Origin of the sequence: Streptomyces sp. NPDC006551 (assembly GCF_040611675.1) — a bacterium.
GTDB lineage: Bacteria > Actinomycetota > Actinomycetes > Streptomycetales > Streptomycetaceae > Streptomyces.
The window spans coordinates 45,021-63,218 of the sequence record NZ_JBEXOT010000034.1 but is presented as its reverse complement, the minus strand read 5'-3'; the positions used below and the strand labels follow the sequence as shown (position 1 = coordinate 63,218).

Genomic DNA, 18,198 nt, shown 5'->3' with positions numbered 1-18,198 from the left:
AGTGGCCTATGGTGTAATTGGCAGCACGACTGATTCTGGTTCAGTTAGTCTAGGTTCGAGTCCTGGTAGGCCAGCGGATCGTTGTTCAAGATCTTGCCCCCGTTGTGTAGCGGCCTAGCACGCCGCCCTCTCAAGGCGGTAGCGCCGGTTCGAATCCGGTCGGGGGTACGCATCGAGGAAGCCCTTCCCTTCGGGGGAGGGCTTCTTCGTGTTCGGGCATCGACGGAGACAACTCCGGCCCACCGCTGCGGCGTTGAAGCGGTGGGCCGGGACGAACGAGGAGGGGACGGGAGAGGTCAGCCGTTGCGGCGCAGCGCCTCGGAGAGGCGGGCGGCCGCGTCGATGACCGCCTGGGCGTGCATACGGCCCGGGTGGCGGGTCAGGCGCTCGATCGGCCCGGAGACCGACACGGCGGCCACCACGCGGTTCGAGGGGCCGCGTACGGGCGCGGAGACGGACGCCACGCCCGGCTCCCGCTCGCCGATCGACTGGGCCCAGCCGCGGCGCCGTACGCCCGACAGGGCGGTCGCGGTGAAGCGGGCGCCCTGAAGGCCGCGGTGGAGCCGCTCGGGTTCCTCCCAGGCCATCAGGATCTGCGCGGAGGAGCCGGCCTTCATCGTCAGCGTCGAGCCGACCGGGACGGTGTCCCGCAGGCCGGACAGCCGCTCGGCCGCCGCCACGCAGATGCGCATGTCTCCCTGCCGGCGGTAGAGCTGGGCGCTCTCGCCGGTGACATCGCGCAGATGCGTCAGTACCGGGCCCGCGGTGGCGAGCAGGCGGTCCTCACCGGCCGCGGCGGCGAGCTCCGCCAGGCGCGGTCCGAGGATGAACCGGCCCTGCATGTCGCGAGCCACCATCCGGTGGTGTTCCAGTGCCACGGCGAGTCGATGTGCCGTGGGTCGTGCGAGTCCCGTCGCCGCGACCAGACCTGCGAGGGTGGCCGGACCGGACTCCAGGGCGCTCAGGACAAGGGCTGCCTTGTCGAGAACGCCCACGCCGCTAGAGTTGTCCATGCAACGATATTCACGTCTCACTCTGTGAAACGCAAGTTCAATTTCTCCCGGAACCTGTGACCCTGGTGGGGCGGCCGCACAACGGCCCGCGAAACGGGTCTCTAGTTGTGCCGGCGTATACGTCGGCCGGAGGGAAAGCGATGGGTAGGACACTCGCGGAGAAGGTCTGGGACGATCATGTCGTCCGGCGCGCCGAGGGCGAGCCCGACCTCCTCTTCATCGATCTGCACCTGCTGCACGAGGTGACCAGCCCCCAGGCGTTCGACGGTCTCCGTCAGAACGGCCGCCAGGTGCGCCGCCTCGACCTCACCATCGCCACCGAGGACCACAACACCCCGACCCTCGACATCGACAAGCCGATCGCCGACCCGGTCTCCCGCGCGCAGTTGGAGACCCTGCGCAAGAACTGTGCCGAGTTCGGTGTACGGCTGCACCCGCTGGGCGACGTCGAGCAGGGCGTCGTCCACGTCGTGGGCCCCCAGCTGGGTCTGACCCAGCCCGGCACCACCGTGGTCTGCGGTGACTCGCACACCTCCACGCACGGCGCGTTCGGCGCGCTGGCCTTCGGCATCGGCACCAGCCAGGTCGAGCACGTGCTGGCCACCCAGACGCTGCCGCTGGCCCGCCCCAAGACCATGGCCATCACGGTCGACGGCGAGCTGCCCCACGACGTGACCGCCAAGGACCTGATCCTGGCGATCATCGCCAAGATCGGCACCGGCGGTGGCCAGGGCTACATCCTGGAGTACCGCGGCTCCGCCATCGAGAAGCTCTCGATGGAGGCCCGGATGACCATCTGCAACATGTCGATCGAGGCTGGCGCCCGCGCGGGCATGATCGCCCCCGACGAGACCACCTTCGCGTATCTGAAGGGCCGCGACCACGCCCCCGAGGGCGAGGACTGGGACGCCGCCGTCGCGTACTGGAAGACCCTGAAGAGCGACGACGACGCGGTCTTCGACGCCGAGGTCGTCATCGACGCCGCCTCCCTGGCGCCGTTCGTCACCTGGGGCACCAACCCCGGCCAGGGAGCGCCGCTTTCGGCGAACGTCCCCGACCCGGCTTCGTACGAAGACGCTTCGGAGCGCCTCGCCGCCGAAAAGGCCCTGGAGTACATGGGGTTGAGCGCCGGGCAGCGGCTGCGGGACATCAAGGTCGACACCGTCTTCGTAGGTTCCTGCACCAACGGCCGCATCGAGGACCTGCGCAACGCCGCCGACCTGCTGCGCGGCCGCAAGGTCGCCGACGGCGTCCGGATGCTGGTCGTCCCCGGCTCGGTCCGGGTCGCCCTGCAGGCGGTCGAGGAGGGCCTGGACAAGGTCTTCAAGGAGTCCGGCGCCGAATGGCGGCACGCGGGCTGCTCGATGTGCCTGGGCATGAACCCCGACCAACTGGCGCCGGGCGAGCGCTCCGCGTCCACCTCCAACCGCAACTTCGAGGGCCGGCAGGGCAAGGGCGGCCGGACCCACCTGGTCTCTCCCCAGGTCGCCGCCGCCACCGCCGTACTGGGCCATCTGGCCTCCCCGGCCGATCTGTCCGACGTCGCTACGCCCGCGGGGGTCTGAGGAACCATGGAAGCCTTCACCACACACACCGGCCGTGCCGTCCCGCTGCGCCGCAGCAACGTCGACACCGACCAGATCATCCCCGCGCACTGGCTGAAGAAGGTCACTCGCGACGGCTTCGAGGACGGGCTCTTCGAGGCCTGGCGCAAGGACTCCGAGTTCGTGCTCAACCGCCCCGAGCGGCAGGGCGCCTCCGTCCTGGTCGCCGGCCCCGACTTCGGCACCGGCTCCTCCCGTGAGCACGCCGTCTGGGCGCTGCAGAACTACGGCTTCAAGACCGTGATCTCCTCCCGGTTCGCCGACATCTTCCGCGGCAACTCGCTCAAGAACGGTCTGCTGACCGTGGTCCTGGACCAGCAGGTCGTGGACCGGCTCTGGGAGCTGACCGAGGCCGACCCGACGGCCGAAATCACCGTTGACTTGGAGCAGCGCAAGGTGCTCGCGGCCGGGATCGAAGCCGACTTCGAGCTCGACGAGAACGCCCGCTGGCGACTGCTCAACGGCCTGGACGACATCAGCCTCACCCTTCAGAACGAAGCCGACATCGCGGCTTACGAGGCGGCGCGGCCGGCCTTCAAGCCCCGTACAATTACCGTCTGAGCAGCGCTTTTCCACGACTGCGCCCCCCACCCTCCGGTGGGGGGCGCAGTCGCTTGTTGAGACCCCGTCGGGCGACAACTCGCCCTAGATGGCACAATCGGTGCATGGAACGCGACAGCCAACTCGAGCTCTACGAGGCAGTCGCCGCCCGATTGAAGGAAGCGCACACAAGGGTGCGCGAACTGCAAGTCCCGGAGGGCGTAAGGATGGCGCTGTCCCGGAAGCTGCTGGTCGTGACGGCCGCGGCGAAGCACGATCTCACGGACGCGGCAACGCGTCTGGACCGGTTGATGAAGGACCTCGATGAGGGCCGATTCCCTGAAGACGACTGACACCAGGAACTCCGCAACGGGACTTCCGCGTTGCGGCACTAGGGTGATTAGACCGTTTCGTGTTTGATTTGCGGTATATACATGCCTAACGTGCGAAAAAGCTTGAACACTTTCGTTCTGGCAATGTCTCCGAAGGGGAAGACGTGAACAAGGCGCAGCTCGTAGAAGCGATTGCCGACAAGATGGGCGGTCGCCAGCAGGCCGCCGACGCCGTCGACCACGTGCTCGACGCCATCGTGCGTGCCGTGGTCGGCGGGGACCGGGTCTCGGTCACCGGCTTCGGCTCGTTCGAGAAGGTCGACCGGCCGGCCCGTTACGCCCGCAACCCCCAGACGGGCGAGCGCGTGCGGGTCAAGAAGACCTCCGTTCCGCGCTTCCGTGCGGGTCAGGGCTTCAAGGACCTGGTCAGCGGCTCGAAGAAGCTCCCCAAGGGAGGCGAGGTCTCCGTCAAGAAGGCGCCCAAGGGCAGCCTTTCCGGGCCGCCGCCCACCATCGCCAAGACCGCGGGCAAGAAGGCCGCCGCCAAGAAGACCTCGGCCGCCGCGGCGAAGAAGGCCGCCGCCAAGAAGGCCACCCCGGCCAAGAAGACCACCACCGCGGCGAAGAAGACCACCGCCACGAAGACCACGAGCGCGGCCAAGAAGACGACGGCCGCCAAGAAGGCGACTCCGGCGAAGACCACCGCCGCCGCGAAGAAGACCACCGCGAAGAAGACCGCCCCGGCGAAGAAGGCCACGGCGAAGAAGGCGCCGGCGAAGAAGACCACCGCGCGCAAGACCACTCCCGCCAAGAAGACCACCACCGCCCGCAAGAAGTAAGCGGCGCAAGGTCATAGGGCCACTCACACGCCGGGCCGCGCTCCCCTTGGGGGGAGCGCGGCCCGCGGTGTTGCCGGACGTGTCAGAACGTCTGCAGCGTGATCAGGGTGATCCGGGGGGCGGCAGCCCCGGACACGGGCTCCGTCTCGATCCGCACCCGCTGCCCCGGACGCAGCAGCCGCAGCCCGCCCGCGTCGAAGGCGTCGGCCCCGAACTCCACCGGGGTGCCGTCGTCGAGCAGCACACTTCCGCTGCGGGTCTCGGGGTCGTACGTGTACGCGGTCGCCTGCATGGACCGCAGCCTATCCGGCCGCGCGAGCCCGGTGAGCGGCCGTCCGCGGACCGACGCCCAGCGTGAGCGCCGCCGCCAGATCCTCGCCGGTGTCCACGTCCCGGCGTACGGAATCCACCCCGGCCAGCCGGATTTCCACCGCCCCCGACGACAAATGCCGCCGCCGCGAAGCGCCCCCGAATGCAGGTGCCAATTCCACTCCCGGGCCGGCCGAGAGGAATGTCGTACCTATTCCGGCGGCATCCGCGAGAAATGCCCGCGGGAATTGTCCGGCCACCCGCAGGACCCGGGCCAGCTCCGCCGGCCGCAGCGCCGGGAGATCGGCGTTCAGCGCCGCCACCCACGCCGCCGGGCGGCCGCCGCGCACCGTACGAGCCCCGTGGGCCAGCGCCGCGTTGAGCCCGGCGGCCGGGGAGTCCGGCACGATCCGCGCCCCCAGCGCCGAAAGCGCCACCGCCGCCACCGGATCGTCCGTGACGACCGCCACATCGCGCACCCGCGCGCATTCCAGCGCCGCGGCCACCGTGTCCTGCGCGAACGCCAGCGCCAGCCGCGGCCGCAACCGCGCACCGGCCGCCGCGGCCAGCCTGCTCTTCGCCCGCGCGAGGGGCTTCAGGGGGACGACCAGGGACCAGCCGCCATCCGGATCGGTGTTCATCGGGGCCATTGTGTCCCCGCGCGTGGTCACGCTGTCCGGCGGGAGCCGCGGCCCGGGGCGTACGGTGTTCTCGACAGACCAGGAGCATGGGGCGACACTTGACCCCCTGCAAGCCAGTCCCAGAGGAAGGTGTCCGAGTGTCCCGCCGCAGAATCGGCTTCTGGTACCGCCTGGCGGCGGTCATCGCCAAACCGCCGCTGGTGGTTCTCTTCAAGCGGGACTGGCGCGGAACGGAACACATTCCGGCCGACGGCGGATTCATCACCGCCGTCAACCACAACTCTTATCTGGACCCGCTGTCCTACGCGCACTACCAGTACAACACCGGGCGCGTCCCGCGCTTTCTCGCCAAGGCCGGCCTCTTCAAGGGCTCGTTCGTCGGCATGATGCTGCGCGGCACCGGACAGATCCCCGTCTACCGCGAGACCACCGACGCGCTGGACGCCTTCCGCGCCGCCGTCGAGGCCATCGAGCGCGGCGAATGCGTCGCCTTCTACCCCGAGGGCACCCTCACCCGCGACCCCGACATGTGGCCCATGGCCGGCAAGACCGGCGCCGCCCGCGTCGCACTGCTCACCAAGGCCCCCGTCATCCCGGTCGCCCAGTGGGGCGCCAACCTCGCGATGCCGCCGTACGCCAAGGAGAACAAGCTCAGGCTGTTCCCGCGCAAGACGCTGATCGTCCAGGCCGGTCCGCCGGTCGACCTCTCCCGGTTCTACGGCAAGGAACCGACGCCCGACGTGCTGCGCGAGGCGACCGAGGTCATCATGGCCGCGATCACCGCACTCCTGGAGGACGTACGCGGGGAGAAGGCGCCGGCCCAACCGTACGACCACCGCAAGGCACGGCTGGAACAGCGGCGCAAGGCCGCCGGAGAGGGCAAGAAGTGACCAAGGCAGCCGTCTTCGGTACGGGATCGTGGGGCACCGCCTTCGGCATGGTGCTCGCCGACGCGGGCTGCGAGGTGACCCTCTGGGGGCGCCGCGCCGAACTCGTCGACGCGATCAACACCACCCGCACCAACCCCGACTACCTCCCCGGCATCGAACTCCCGGCGAACGTCCGGGCCACCACCGACCCCGCCGAGGCCGCCCGCGACGCCGAGTTCACCGTGCTCGCCGTCCCCTCCCAGACCCTGCGCGGAAACCTCGCCGACTGGGCCCCCAAGCTGGCCCCCGGCACCGTCCTCGTCTCCCTGATGAAGGGCGTCGAACTCGGCACCGCCAAGCGGATGAGCGAGGTCATCGCCGAGGTCGCCGACGTCCCCGCCGCGCGCGTGGCCGTCCTCACCGGCCCCAACCTGGCCAAGGAGATCGCCGCCCGGCAGCCCGCCGCCGCCGTCGTCGCCTGCTCCGACGAATCCGTCGCCCAGCGCCTCCAGGCCGCGTGCATGACCCCGTACTTCCGCCCGTACACCAACACCGACGTCGTCGGCTGCGAACTCGGCGGAGCGGTCAAGAACGTCATCGGGCTGGCCGTCGGCATCGCCGACGGCATGGGACTCGGCGACAACTCCAAGGCCACGCTCATCACCCGCGGCCTGGCCGAGACCACCCGCCTCGGCCTCGCCATGGGCGCCGACCCGCTCACCTTCTCCGGCCTCGCCGGACTCGGCGACCTGGTCGCCACCTGCTCCTCGCCGCTCTCCCGCAACCACACCTTCGGCACCAACCTGGGCCGCGGCATGACGCTCGAGGAGACCATCGCCGCGACCAAGCAGACCGCCGAGGGCGTCAAGTCCTGCGAGTCGGTCCTCGATCTGGCCCGCCGCCACGGCGTCGACATGCCGATCACCGAGACGGTCGTCTCCATCGTCCACGAGGGCAAGCCGCCGATCGTCGCCCTCAAGGAGCTGATGTCCCGCAGCGCGAAGCCCGAGCGACGCTGAGCGACGCCGAGCGGCCCGCCGGGGGAGCCCCGTTGGGCCGGACGCGCGCGGCGCACCGGGGCACTTAAGCCTGTCGGAGACGCAAGGTACGCTCAACGCGATATGAGCGAGAACACCCAGAGCCCCCGCAAGCCGCGCGTGGCCGTCGTCTTCGGCGGACGCAGCTCGGAGCACGCCATCTCCGTCGTCACCGCCGGTGCCGTCCTGCGCGCCATCGACCGGGACAAGTACGACGTGCTGCCCATCGGCATCACCACCGACGGGCGCTGGGCGCTGACCGCCGACGCCCCCGAGCGGATGGCCATCGCCGAGCGCTCCCTGCCGAACGTCTCCGACCTCGCCGAGTCGGACCGGGGCGGGGTGGTCCTCTCCGTCGACCCCGCCAACCGCGAGGTCGTGTACGCCGAGCCCGGCGCCGTGCCCAAGGCCCTCGGCGACGTCGACGTCGTCTTCCCCGTGCTGCACGGCCCGTACGGCGAGGACGGCACCCTCCAGGGGCTCCTGGAGCTCTCCGGCGTCCCCTACGTCGGCGCGGGCGTCCTCGCCTCCGCCGTCGGCCAGGACAAGGAGTACATGAAGCGGGTGTTCACCTCCTTCGGCCTGCCCGTCGGGCCGTACGAGGTCATCCGGCCCCGCGAGTGGGACCAGAATCCGGCGGCCGCCCGCAAGAAGATCGTCGAGTTCGCCGCCGAGCACGGCTGGCCGCTGTTCGTGAAGCCCGCCCGAGGCGGCTCCTCCATGGGCATCACCAAGGTCGACGACCTCTCCGGCCTGGACGAGGCCATCGAGGAGGCCCGCCGCCACGACCCCAAGATCCTCGTGGAGTCGCTGCTGCGCGGCCGCGAGATCGAGTGCGGCGTCCTGGAGTTCGAGGACGGCCCGCGCGCCAGCGTGCCGGCCGAGATCCCGCCCGTCACCGACCACGACTTCTACGACTTCGAGGCGAAGTACATCGACTCGGCGTCCGGCATCGTGCCCGCGCCGATCGGCGACGAGGCCACCGCCGAGGTCCAGCGCCTGGCGGTCGCCGCCTACGAGGCCGTCTCCTGCGAGGGCCTGGTCCGCGCCGACTTCTTCCTCACCGAGGACGGCGACTTCGTCATCAACGAGATCAACACCATGCCCGGCTTCACGCCGATCTCCATGTATCCGCGCATGTGGCAGGAGAGCGGCGTCAGCTACCCGGAGCTCGTCGACCGGCTGATCCAGGCCGCGCTGACCCGCTCCACGGGCCTGCGCTGACCGCTACACGCTCTTCGGGACCGCCTTCTCGACGGGGGCGGCGAGATCCACGAGCGGGCCGACGTCATGCGCGTACCGCTCGTCCAGCGTCACCTCGACGTACGCCTTCCGGTACGTCGTGGTGAAGCGGGGTCCGTCGCCCTGCCGCGGCTCGAACAGCCAGTTCACACCCTCGGCGTCGACCCCCTGTGCCTGGGGATCGTTCATCTTGTCGGGCCGGGGGACGCCGCAGCGCAGTACGATCGCCGCGTCCCCCCACCCGGCGGTCAGCTCGGAGTCAGGCTCCGGGTCGTTCCGTTCCAGCCCCGCCACGGTGTCGGGAAGCTCCTTCGCCAGCGCCCGGCAGAAGGCGGCTTCCTCCGCCGGAGGGCTGGGAACCGGGGCCGACACCTTCGCGTCCGGGGAGGAGCAGCCCGCGGCGGACAGCAGCAGCACGGCCGCGGCCGCGGCGGCGACGGGCAGGCCGAAGGGCCGGTGGGAAGACATCACCGGCCAAGCGTAGACGGGGGCTACAGATGCACGACCGGGCAGGTGAGGGTCCGCGTGATGCCGTCCACTTGCTGGACCTTGGCGACCACCATGCGGCCGAGGTCGTCGACCGTGTCGGCCTGGGCGCGGACGATCACGTCGTACGGTCCCGTCACGTCCTCCGCCTGGATCACCCCCGGGATCTTGGAGATGGTCTCGGCGACGAACGACGCCTTGCCCACCTCGGTCTGAATGAGGATGTACGCCTGTACCACGGAACCTCCAGGGCGACCACGAGGATCTTGTGGGAGAAAGGGACGCCACGGTACCGCGTCGCCGCGGGCCGCGGGGAGACCTGCGCGCCCCGAGGCGCCCACAGTGTGGCGAAGGCACGACAGAAGTTGACGGTCTACTTGACGGTATCTGGCGCAGTGACGGCTCGCGACCCGCGGTCGGCGCGCACGGCCGGCACGACAATACGAGGTGAGACGCGGTGAAGGGCACAGTCGGCGAGTTGGGGGAGTTCGGGCTCATCAAGGAGCTCACGTCCCGGCTCACCTCCACCCCGGCGGTACGGGTCGGGCCGGGCGACGACGCCGCGGTCGTCTCCGCACCCGACCGGCGCGTGGTGGCCAGCACGGACATCCTGCTCGAAGGACGGCACTTCCGCCGCGACTGGTCGACGGCGTACGACGTCGGTCGCAAGGCTGCGGCGCAGAACCTGGCCGACATCGCCGCGATGGGCGCCGTTCCCACCGCGCTCCTCCTCGGCCTCGTCGTCCCCGCGGAACTGCCCGTCACCTGGCCCACCGAACTCATGGACGGCCTGCGCGACGAGTGCCAGGTCGCCGGCGCGGCCGTCGTCGGCGGCGACGTCGTCCGCGGCGACACCATCACCGTCGCCATCACCGCCCTCGGCGACCTGCGCAACCACGATCCGGTGACCCGCGGCGGGGCGCAGCCCGGCGACGTCGTCGCGTACACCGGCTGGCTCGGCTGGTCAGCCGCCGGCTACGCCGTCCTCTCCCGCGGCTTCCGCTCGCCGCGCGCCTTCGTCGAGGCCCACCGGCGGCCCGAACCGCCGTACCACGCGGGCCCCGCCGCGGCCGGGCTCGGCGCCACCGCCATGTGCGACGTCAGCGACGGACTCATCGCCGACCTCGGCCACATCGCCGAGGCCAGCAAGGTCCGGATCGACCTGCGCTCCGGCCTCATCGACATCCCCACCCAGATGCACGACATCGGCCAGGCCGTCGGCGTGGACCCCCTGCAGTGGGTGCTCACCGGCGGCGAGGACCACGCGATCGTGGCCACCTTCCCGCCGGACGTGAAGCTGCCGGCCCGCTGGAAGGTCATCGGCGAGGTCCTCAACCCCTCGGCGCTGCCGCAGGTGACCGTGGACGGCGCGCCCTGGCACAGCACGGGCGGCTGGGACCACTTCGGGGAGACGGAGTGATTCCGCCCCTGGTCCTGACCGTCGCCGGATCCGACTCCGGCGGCGGCGCGGGCATCCAGGCCGACCTGAAGACCATGCTCGCCCTCGGCGTCCACGGCATGAGCGTGATCACCGCCGTCACCGCCCAGAACTCCCGGGGCGTCCAGGGGGCGTGGGAACTGCCCGAGGAGGCCGTACGGGCCCAGTACCGGGCCGTCGTCGACGACATCGGCGTACAGGCTGTGAAGACCGGCATGCTCGCCTCGGCGACCCTCGTGGAGACCGTCGCCGAACTGCTCGCCGCGACGGACGCGCCCGTGGTCGTCGACCCGGTGGGCGTCTCCAAGCACGGGGACGCGCTGCTCGCCGCCTCCGCGCTGGACTCCGTACGGACGAGGCTGCTGCCGGTCGCGACCGTCGCCACGCCCAACCTGGACGAGGTGGCGCAGCTCACGGGGGTCCACGTCGTCCACGAGAGCGACATGCGGACCGCCGCCGAGGCGATCCTGTCGTACGGCCCGCGCTGGGCGCTGATCAAGGGCGGACACCTGCCGACCGGCGAGGGGGCTGTGGACCTGCTCACGGACGGCGACGAGGAGCACTGGCTGCGCGCGCCGCGCCACGACAACCGGCACACGCACGGCACGGGCTGCACGCTGGCCTCGGCGGTGGCGTCGGGCCTCGCGAAGGGGCTGCCGGTACCGGAGGCGGTGCGGGAGGCGAAGGCGTATGTGACGGGCGCTATCGCGGCCGGTTTCGCGCTGGGCGCGGGGATCGGCCCGGTGGACCACGCCTGGCGGCTGCGCGTTTAGCGGCTGCGCGCTTAGCGGGCTCGGTCTCCGGGCACGGCAAAAGGCCGGTTCACCGAGGTGAACCGGCCTTTCAAGGCAACCGCAGGGGCTGCGCTACGACCAAACGTCGGCGTTAGCGCGAGACCTTGCCGGCCTTGATGCACGAGGTGCAGACGTTGAGCCGCTTCGGCGTCCGACCGACCACGGCACGCACGCGCTGGATGTTCGGGTTCCAGCGACGGGACGTACGGCGGTGCGAGTGCGAAATGTTGTTGCCGAAGCCCGGCCCCTTGCCGCAGACGTCGCAGTTGGCAGCCACGGGTCACTCCAAAGACTTCAGATTTACAGTGAAATCCGGCGCACCGGAATCAGAGTTCTGAAGTGGCTTGCCGGGGGAATGGCCCGACTCTCGCCGGGCAACCGAAGCAGCATACAACGGCTGCTCCCGTGAAACGAAACTACCATGACCTCGGCGGCCCCCGCCCCGGGCCCAGGTCACGAGCGGGTCTACCCTGCGGTGAGTTCGCTGCCGAGGCCGCCCCCGGCCGCCCAGGCCGTCCACAGGAGGATCACCCGTTGCCGCAGACCGCGCAGACCCTCGACGCCGCAGCGGTCCGATCCTGGTGCGTGAGGGCGCTGGAGGCGCTCGGCCGGGAGCGCGAGGAGATCGACGCGATCAACGTCTATCCGATCGCCGACGGGGACACCGGGACCAACCTCTATCTGACCGTGGAATCCGCCGCCCAGGCGGTCGAGGCGGTCTTCGCGGCCGACGAGCCGGACGCCGTGGACGCGATACGGGCCATGGCGCACGGCGCCCTCATCGGGGCGCGCGGCAACTCCGGGACCATCCTGTCGCAGCTGCTGCGCGGCATGGCGTCCGTCCTCGCCGACGGCCGGGACGGCGATCACCTGGCCAGGTCGCTGACGGCGGCCTCCGCCGCCGCCCGCCAGGCCGTGGCACACCCGGTCGAGGGCACCATCCTGACCGTCGCGCACGCGGCGGCGGACGCCTGTGCGGGGGGCGGGGACCTCGTGACGGTGGCCAGGGGGGCGTACGAGGGGGCCAGGACGGCCCTGGAGGCGACCCCTGGGCAACTGGCCGTCCTCGAGCGCGCGGGGGTCGTGGACGCCGGTGGACGCGGTCTGGTGGCGGTCCTCGGCGCCCTGGTCGAGGTGGTGTCGGGCGAGGCGCAGGTGCGGCCGGTACGCCCCGGGCGACCCGTGCGGGACGAGGAGGAGTGCGCGGCCGAGGAAGGGCGGCGCGGGCCGGCGTTCGAGGTGATCTACCTCCTGGAGGCGGAGGACGCGGCCGTGGCACGACTGCGGGCCCGGCTGGACGACCTGGGGGACTCCCTGGTCGTCGTCGGCGGCGACGGGCTGTGGAACGTCCACGTCCATGTCGACGACGCGGGAGCGGCGGTCGAGGCGGGCGTGGAGGCGGGACGCCCGTACCGGATCCGGATCACCCACTTCGCGGGGGTGGCACCGGCCGAGCGGGCGCAGCGCGCGGTGGTCGCGGTGGTCCCCGGCGAGGGCATCGCGGGCCTGTGCGAGGAGGCGGGCGCCACGACGGTCCTGGCGCGGGCGGGGGAGCCGCCGGGCAGCGGGGAACTGGTCGACGCGATCCGGCGGGCCCACGCGCGCGAGGTGGTCCTCCTGCCGAACGACACCACCCTGCGGCACACGGCGGGCGCGGCGGCCGAACAGGCCCGCGCCGAGGGCATCCGGGTCGCCCTGATCCCGACCCGCGCGGCCGTCCAGGGCATCGCGGCCCTGGCCGTCCACGAACCGGAGCGCCGCTTCGACGAGGACGTGGTGGCGATGACGGCGGCGGCGGGCGCCACGCGCTACGCCGAACTGGCCGTCGCCGAACGGCAGTCCTTCACCTCGGCGGGCGTGTGCCAGGCCGGCGACGTCCTCGGCCTGATCGAGGGCGACGTGGCGGTCATCGGCCAGGACCTGACGACGACGGCACGGACGGTCCTGGACCGGATGCTGTCGGCGGGCGGCGAACTGGTCACCCTGATCGTCGCGACCGACACCCCCGAGACCCTGGCGCCCGCCCTGGAACGCCACGTCCGCGACACGTACTTGGCGGTCGACACCACGACCTACCACGCGGGCCCTGGCGCACCGCCCCTCCTCATCGGCGTGGAGTAGCCCTCGGCGGACCCCCGCCCCGTGGTGGGGCGGGGGATTCACCCGTCCGCTCAGGCGGCCGCGCGCTTCAGGAGGTCCGCCGCCTCCACGTGCCGGGGCGCGTCCTCGTCCGGGTACTCCGCCAGTACGCCCCGCGCCGCGTCCGCCGCCGCCGAACCGTCGCCCAGGTCCAGGTGGAGCCAGCCCACCAGCAGCTCCGCCGCAGCCCGGCCGTCCCCGAAGTCCGGGCCCGCCTCGGCGAAGGCGGCCGCCGCGCGCCGCGCGTACGGCAGGGCGGCCCGCAGCTCCCGCTCCCCGGCCCCCTCCGCGCCCGCGATCAGCTCGGCGGTCTGGCGGTACGTGTCCGCGCGTTCCGCCGCGTCCTCCCCGCACGCCTCCGCGGCCGCGTCCATCAGCTCCACACCCCCCGACTCCGGCCCGGCGATCCACGCACGGACCCGGACCGTGCGGACGTACGCCGTCGTGTCGCCCAGCTCCCGCCACAGCTCGCCGGCCCGCTCGTAAGCCGCCGCGGCCTGCGGCTTCAGCTCCGCCCGCATCAGCGCCTGGGCCGCCAGGTTCGCCAGCATCGCGTGGTCCCGCTGCTCCGGCCACTCCTTCGCCAGCTCCGCCGCCCGCAGCCACTGCTCCGCCGCCGACCGGGGTTCGCCCAGCTCCGTCAGACAGTCGCCCAGCCACCACAGGGTCTGGACGACCATCCCGTCACCGTGGTCCTCCACGGACAGGTCCGGCAGCACCGCCTCCAGGACCGCCGCCGCCTCCGCCGTCCGCCCGTCGCGCAGCAGCCAGCCGCCGAGCAGATGCCGCGCGTACGTCCCGAGGCCCCGGCTCTCGCCCGCCTCGTCCGCCCAGTGCGCCGCCTCCAGCGCGTGCTCCGCCGCCTCCCCGAACCGTCCGGTCCCGCCCAGCACTTCCGCGAGCCGCAGCCGTAGCCGCGCCTGACCGGCCGCCGGAGCGTGCGCCGCCCCGTGCTCCAGGGCCGCCCGCGCCGCCCGCTCGGCCGTCGCCTCGTCCCCCAGGTGCTGGGCGATTCCGGCGATGTCGGCCTCCGGCTCCGCCGCGTACCAGGGCGTCCCGGCCGCGAGGAAGAGCTCCGCCGACCGCTGGTACCGGGTGATCGCCTCCGGCAGATCACCGTCCCGCGCCGCCAGATCGCCCAGCAGCGACTCGGCCTCGGCGACCCGGTCCGTGGCCGAAGAGCCGCCGTCGCCTTCCTCGCCGTACGCCTCGGCGAACTCCAGGACTTCGCCGACCGCCTCCGCCGTCCTCAGCATCCGCGCCCGCAGCAGCAGCGCCCCGGACACCTGGCGCGGCGTCGCCCCGCCGTCCTCGAACAGCGCGCGCAGCCGGGCGATCGGCTCCGCCACCGCCGCGAGCGCCTCCTCCGGCTTCTCGTCCATCCAGAGCGCGTAGGCGGCCCGGGCCCGCGCGGCCGCGGCCTTGCCGGGATCGCCCACGGCCTCGTACCCCTCGGCCGCCGCCAGGAACAGCCTCACGGAGCCCTCGGGGCCCTCTTCCAGGGACATCGCCCGGTGATCGGCCAGCTCGGCCCGGGCGAGGGCGTCGAGCGTCACCTCGCCCGCGTCCACCGCCCGCCCCAGCGCGGCCCACGCCTCACGGGCCTCCGGACGCCGCTCCCGGGACAGCCGCCGCGCCTCCGCGAGCGGATCACGGGAGACCACCGCGGGATCGGGCACCCGCGCCGGCGCCCGCAGAGGGACCGGCGCCGACGCCCGTACCCCCAACGGCAGCCGGTCGAGGAACGGCCGCGCGTCCATCCGCTTCCGTACGACCTCGCTCACCCGCCCCGTACCGTTGCGCTCGTCGAAGCGACGGGCGATGGCCAGCGCCTCCACGCGCGCGTGGACGCCCAGCTCCCGCGCCGTCCACGACGATCCGGCGGGCCCCGGGACCGACTGCTCGCCGTGCCCGAGCGCCACCAGACGGTCCATGAGCAGCGCCGTCACGGCGAGGAAGTCCGCGTGACTGTCCGGGTCGCCGCTGTCGGTGAAGTACGCCGGACGCTCCGCCAGGATCTCCAGACCCCGCGCCTCGTTGCCGGTCAGCGCGCAGAACTCGATGTGCAGCGCCGCCGAGCCGCGCATGCTCTCCATCGGCCGCACCAGCCGGTAACCCCGCAGATGGTTCGCCCGCGCCTGCTCGGCCCGGCCCAGCCGGAGCAGCGGCAGCAGCGAGGACGCCAGGACCGCGTGCGGTTCATGAGCGCAGGTGTGCTCGCCGTCCAGGACCGGCGCCCACGTCTCCAGGGCCTTGTCGTCCTCACCGAGCTCCGCGCGCCACAGGCCCTGCGTGTGCAGCTCGCAGGCGTGGCAGTCGGCCATCCGGTCGCGGTCGGCCGCCAGCCAGGCCGCGTACGCCCGCGCCGCCCGCTCCATGTCCCCGACATGCCGCGCCACCCGGAACTCACCCTGACGCACGGCCCGTTCCGAGTGCCCGGCGAGGCGGTAGCGGTGCTCCATCTCGCCGAGCCACTTCTCGATCGAGGCGAGCGGGATGTGCGGCTGGTCGAGCATGCCGCTGGAGACCCACTTGAAGACCCAGTGCAGCGAGTGCGTCTCGTACGCGTCGAAGTCCGCCGGGTTCTCGTCCCACATCCGCAGCAGCCGGGCGAAGGGGACGAACATCTTCGCCTTCTCGGAGCTGTAGTTGTAGACCTGCAGCTGATGGCCGAGGGCCTCGATCACGGCCAGCGGCTCGCCGATCCGCTCGGCCTCGGCGAGCAGCCGTTCGGCACGCGCGTTGCGCGCCGCGCCCTCCGGCTGCTCGTAGTTGTCCCGCATGGCCTCGCGCAGAGCGTCGAACGTCAGGGTCATGCCTTCTTCTCCCCCTTGTGGTTCTCCCCGTCGTGGGTGGCCCAGTCGAGCAGCCCGGCGAAAGCCCGGTTGAGGAGCGCCGAGTCGGCGGGACGCAGCGGCCGCTGGGCCATCAGCAGCGCCTGGCCGTAGAGCGCCTCGACGGCCGTCCCGGCCAGCCCCGGGTCGTCGAGGGCGCCGATCCGGCGGACCTGCGGATTCAGGTGGTTGAGGACGAGCCGGGCCCGCGGCGCGCTGCCGCGCAGCGAACCGAGGATGCCCGCCCACAGACCGTCGGCCTCCTCCTCGGCGTCCGCGCGGGCCCGCTCATGACGGGCCGAGCGGTCGTCCAGGTGCAGCGCGGCCACCGTCAGCGGGTGGAAGGAACGCAGCGACACATCGCAGCCCAGTGGATCCAGCGTGGCACGCGCCACCGACAGGAACCGCGAGAGCGCCAGCTCCTGCGCCGGATCGACCGCGTCCAGATGGGCGGTGACGGTGTCCGCGTCCAGTTCGGCGACGGGGGTGCCCGGCCGCACCTCGGGGAGCCGTTCGACCAGCTCCGTGTCGTAGGTGTAGCCGCCGTTGACCACGCCGATGCCCTGCGCGGAGGCGATGGCGGCGACCTGCCGGAACTCCTCGACGGTACGGGTGTAGTGCACCACCGGGTGACGCCGGGCGAACTCCTCCAGGGAGACCCGCCCGTCGGTCGTCTCGAACGGCAGCCAGGGCAGCATCGTCCGCAGCATCTCGCCGTCGTGCCGAGCCAGGGACTTCACCCCGAGGTGGTGCACGGCGAGGAAGGCCTCCAGCCGCTCGGGCGCGCCGACGGCGAGGCCGGCGAGCCAGTCACGGATCGCCGCGCCCAGCGCGTCCCGTACGCCCGCCAGCGTCTCGTCCTCGTACAGCGACTCGCGCGAGGCGGTCGGCCGCAGGCTGTCCGTGTCCAGGACACAGCGCACGAAGAACGCCCAGTCGGGCAGCAGGCCGTCGGCCCGCTCGGTCAGCAGCATGCCCTTGAGGTGGACCCGGTGGCCCGCCCGCTGGGCCGGGCTCACCGCCGACGGCAGGACGTAGGCCACACCCCGGATGCCGGCCAGCGGCAGGTCCAGGTCGATCGAGTCGAGCGGGGTGAAGCCGAACAGCTCCTGACAGTGCCCGGCGAGTGCGACCCGGCGGGCGGCCGGGCTCGGGTACGGCCGGTCCCAGGGCGCGGGCAGATCGGTGACCGGCCGGTCCCCGACCCGTACTTCGTACGGGAGGAGGGAGCCGTACTCCCGGGCCAGCGACAGCACCTTCTCCTCGGCCAGCCACTCGCCCGAGCCGGGGCGCGCGGCGAGATGCACCGTGGTGCCGGGCTCCGTCCGGGCGCCGTCGGGGAGCGTACGGACGGTGTACGAACCGTCCTCGCGGGCCGTCCACTCCACCGGAGGGGCGTCGGGCGTGCGGGCGCTGCGGCTGACCACCCGGATCTCGGCGGCGACGACGAAACAGGCGAGCAGCCCGATGCCGAACTGCCCCAGGAACTCGGCGCGGGCGGACGCGATGCCGTCGGTGCCGGCGCGCTTGGAACTGCGGCCGATCGTGGCGAGGAGGCTGTGGACGTCCTGCTCGGTCAGCCCGATGCCGCTGTCCTCGACGCGCAGGCCGGCGCCGTCGGCGTACAGCCGGACCCGGGCAGGCGCGTCCGGCTGCTCGGCGCGGCGGGCGGTGATGGCGTCCACGGCGTTCTGCAGCAGTTCGCGCAGATAGACCCGGGGGCTCGAATAGAGGTGGTGGGAGAGGAGATCCACGAGGCCGCGCAGATCGACCTGGAAGGTGTGCGGTGTCTGGTCAGCAGTCATCGTCGCTGCGCCGGTGGGGGGACGGGCGACGGCGCGGGTCGGGCGATCCCGTCGGCCGGTGATCGCGGAAGGGGAGGGAAGAGCCGCCATCCTAGGCGTCACGGAGCCGACGTGACCAGCGGATATCCACAGCCTGCGGGACGGTTGTCGGTCCGGTGGTGTGCAATGGAACGCGTGCCCGTGCTCGACGAACCACTGAACCGACTGCCCGAGGGGAGCCGCCGTGCTGCTCGGTGACCCGCTCAAGAACGTCCTCGGGGCCGCCACCGCGAAGGT

The 18,198-nt window shown here is 72.2% G+C and carries 18 protein-coding genes and 2 tRNA genes; 12 read left to right on the top strand and 8 right to left on the bottom strand.

The genetic code is table 11. From position 1 onward, the window contains the following. The first annotated feature begins 2 nt into the window (after positions 1 to 2). Together ABZY12_RS25595 and ABZY12_RS25590 are read left to right on the top strand one after the other, a co-directional pair. Positions 3 to 74: transfer RNA gene (locus tag ABZY12_RS25595), tRNA-Gln, on the top strand. Between the two features lie 21 nt (positions 75 to 95). Next, positions 96 to 168 (top strand) — tRNA-Glu (locus tag ABZY12_RS25590). Positions 169 to 296: 128 nt separating this feature from the next. Here ABZY12_RS25590 and ndgR read toward each other — a convergent pair. Beyond that, the gene (gene ndgR, locus ABZY12_RS25585; protein ID WP_005311436.1) at positions 297 to 1,013 is read right to left on the bottom strand and encodes an IclR family transcriptional regulator NdgR; all 717 of its coding nucleotides are present in this window, start codon (positions 1,011 to 1,013) and stop codon (positions 297 to 299) included. Positions 1,014 to 1,153: 140 nt separating this feature from the next. Here ndgR and leuC point away from each other — a divergent pair, with 140 nt between their 5' ends. The 4 genes from leuC to ABZY12_RS25565 all read left to right on the top strand — a co-directional run bounded on the left by leuC (position 1,154) and on the right by ABZY12_RS25565 (position 4,328). Then, positions 1,154 to 2,578 carry a 3-isopropylmalate dehydratase large subunit gene (gene leuC / locus ABZY12_RS25580; RefSeq protein WP_356894180.1) on the top strand — a complete coding sequence of 475 codons (1,425 nt, stop codon included), beginning with the start codon at positions 1,154 to 1,156 and terminating at the stop codon, positions 2,576 to 2,578. A gap of 6 nt (positions 2,579 to 2,584) precedes the next feature. Continuing rightward, complete coding sequence (gene leuD / locus ABZY12_RS25575) at positions 2,585 to 3,178, top strand: 3-isopropylmalate dehydratase small subunit (RefSeq protein WP_356894178.1); 594 nt, start codon at positions 2,585 to 2,587, stop codon at positions 3,176 to 3,178. Between the two features lie 104 nt (positions 3,179 to 3,282). Next, positions 3,283 to 3,510, top strand: a complete 228-nt coding sequence (locus tag ABZY12_RS25570; RefSeq protein ID WP_356894176.1) for a hypothetical protein — start codon at positions 3,283 to 3,285, stop codon at positions 3,508 to 3,510. A gap of 143 nt (positions 3,511 to 3,653) precedes the next feature. Next, on the top strand, positions 3,654 to 4,328 hold the full coding sequence (locus ABZY12_RS25565; protein WP_356894174.1) for an HU family DNA-binding protein: 675 nt from the start codon (positions 3,654 to 3,656) through the stop codon (positions 4,326 to 4,328). An 82-nt stretch (positions 4,329 to 4,410) separates the two neighbouring features. On the opposite strand, the gene ABZY12_RS25560 is transcribed toward ABZY12_RS25565, so the two are convergent. Further along, complete coding sequence (locus ABZY12_RS25560; protein ID WP_356894172.1) at positions 4,411 to 4,620, bottom strand: hypothetical protein; 210 nt, start codon at positions 4,618 to 4,620, stop codon at positions 4,411 to 4,413. Between the two features lie 10 nt (positions 4,621 to 4,630). Beyond that, entirely contained in the window at positions 4,631 to 5,278 is a 648-nt protein-coding gene (gene cofC / locus ABZY12_RS25555) for a 2-phospho-L-lactate guanylyltransferase (RefSeq protein WP_356894170.1), read from the bottom strand. A 137-nt stretch (positions 5,279 to 5,415) separates the two neighbouring features. Between cofC and ABZY12_RS25550 the strand changes: the two genes are divergently transcribed. The 3 genes from ABZY12_RS25550 to ABZY12_RS25540 all read left to right on the top strand — a co-directional run bounded on the left by ABZY12_RS25550 (position 5,416) and on the right by ABZY12_RS25540 (position 8,408). Beyond that, positions 5,416 to 6,168 carry a lysophospholipid acyltransferase family protein gene (locus ABZY12_RS25550; protein WP_356894168.1) on the top strand — a complete coding sequence of 251 codons (753 nt, stop codon included), beginning with the start codon at positions 5,416 to 5,418 and terminating at the stop codon, positions 6,166 to 6,168. Continuing rightward, positions 6,165 to 7,166, top strand: coding sequence for an NAD(P)H-dependent glycerol-3-phosphate dehydrogenase (locus ABZY12_RS25545; RefSeq protein WP_356894166.1), 1,002 nt, complete (start codon positions 6,165 to 6,167; stop codon positions 7,164 to 7,166). Before ABZY12_RS25550 ends, ABZY12_RS25545 begins: the two co-directional genes overlap by 4 nt. A 102-nt stretch (positions 7,167 to 7,268) precedes the next feature. Then, entirely contained in the window at positions 7,269 to 8,408 is a 1,140-nt protein-coding gene (locus ABZY12_RS25540) for a D-alanine--D-alanine ligase family protein (protein ID WP_356894164.1), read from the top strand. Positions 8,409 to 8,411: 3 nt separating this feature from the next. On the opposite strand, the gene ABZY12_RS25535 is transcribed toward ABZY12_RS25540, so the two are convergent. Together ABZY12_RS25535 and ABZY12_RS25530 are read right to left on the bottom strand one after the other, a co-directional pair. Continuing rightward, entirely contained in the window at positions 8,412 to 8,894 is a 483-nt protein-coding gene (locus ABZY12_RS25535; protein WP_356894212.1) for a DUF3515 domain-containing protein, read from the bottom strand. 23 nt (positions 8,895 to 8,917) lie between these two features. Then, a complete protein-coding gene (locus tag ABZY12_RS25530) occupies positions 8,918 to 9,151 on the bottom strand; it encodes an Lrp/AsnC ligand binding domain-containing protein (protein ID WP_356894162.1) in 234 nt (77 codons plus the stop codon). Between the two features lie 218 nt (positions 9,152 to 9,369). Here ABZY12_RS25530 and ABZY12_RS25525 point away from each other — a divergent pair, with 218 nt between their 5' ends. Both ABZY12_RS25525 and thiD read left to right on the top strand, forming a co-directional pair. Next, positions 9,370 to 10,332, top strand: a complete 963-nt coding sequence (locus tag ABZY12_RS25525; protein WP_356894160.1) for a thiamine-phosphate kinase — start codon at positions 9,370 to 9,372, stop codon at positions 10,330 to 10,332. Beyond that, on the top strand, positions 10,332 to 11,123 hold the full coding sequence (gene thiD, locus ABZY12_RS25520) for a bifunctional hydroxymethylpyrimidine kinase/phosphomethylpyrimidine kinase (protein WP_356894210.1): 792 nt from the start codon (positions 10,332 to 10,334) through the stop codon (positions 11,121 to 11,123). The genes ABZY12_RS25525 and thiD overlap by 1 nt, the downstream gene beginning before the upstream one ends. 112 nt (positions 11,124 to 11,235) lie before the next feature. Here the strand turns inward: thiD and rpmB are convergent, their stop codons facing one another. Continuing rightward, positions 11,236 to 11,421 (bottom strand): 50S ribosomal protein L28, encoded by a 186-nt coding sequence (gene rpmB, locus ABZY12_RS25515; protein ID WP_003957616.1) that lies wholly within the window; start codon positions 11,419 to 11,421, stop codon positions 11,236 to 11,238. A 257-nt stretch (positions 11,422 to 11,678) separates the two neighbouring features. Here rpmB and ABZY12_RS25510 point away from each other — a divergent pair, with 257 nt between their 5' ends. Beyond that, on the top strand, positions 11,679 to 13,265 hold the full coding sequence (locus ABZY12_RS25510) for a DAK2 domain-containing protein (RefSeq protein ID WP_356894158.1): 1,587 nt from the start codon (positions 11,679 to 11,681) through the stop codon (positions 13,263 to 13,265). Between the two features lie 50 nt (positions 13,266 to 13,315). Here the strand turns inward: ABZY12_RS25510 and ABZY12_RS25505 are convergent, their stop codons facing one another. Both ABZY12_RS25505 and ABZY12_RS25500 read right to left on the bottom strand, forming a co-directional pair. Beyond that, positions 13,316 to 16,099 (bottom strand): tetratricopeptide repeat protein, encoded by a 2,784-nt coding sequence (locus ABZY12_RS25505; protein ID WP_356894156.1) that lies wholly within the window; start codon positions 16,097 to 16,099, stop codon positions 13,316 to 13,318. Next, positions 16,096 to 17,922 (bottom strand): HSP90 family protein, encoded by a 1,827-nt coding sequence (locus ABZY12_RS25500; protein WP_356894154.1) that lies wholly within the window; start codon positions 17,920 to 17,922, stop codon positions 16,096 to 16,098. The genes ABZY12_RS25505 and ABZY12_RS25500 overlap by 4 nt, the downstream gene beginning before the upstream one ends. Positions 17,923 to 18,198: the final 276 nt, after the last annotated feature.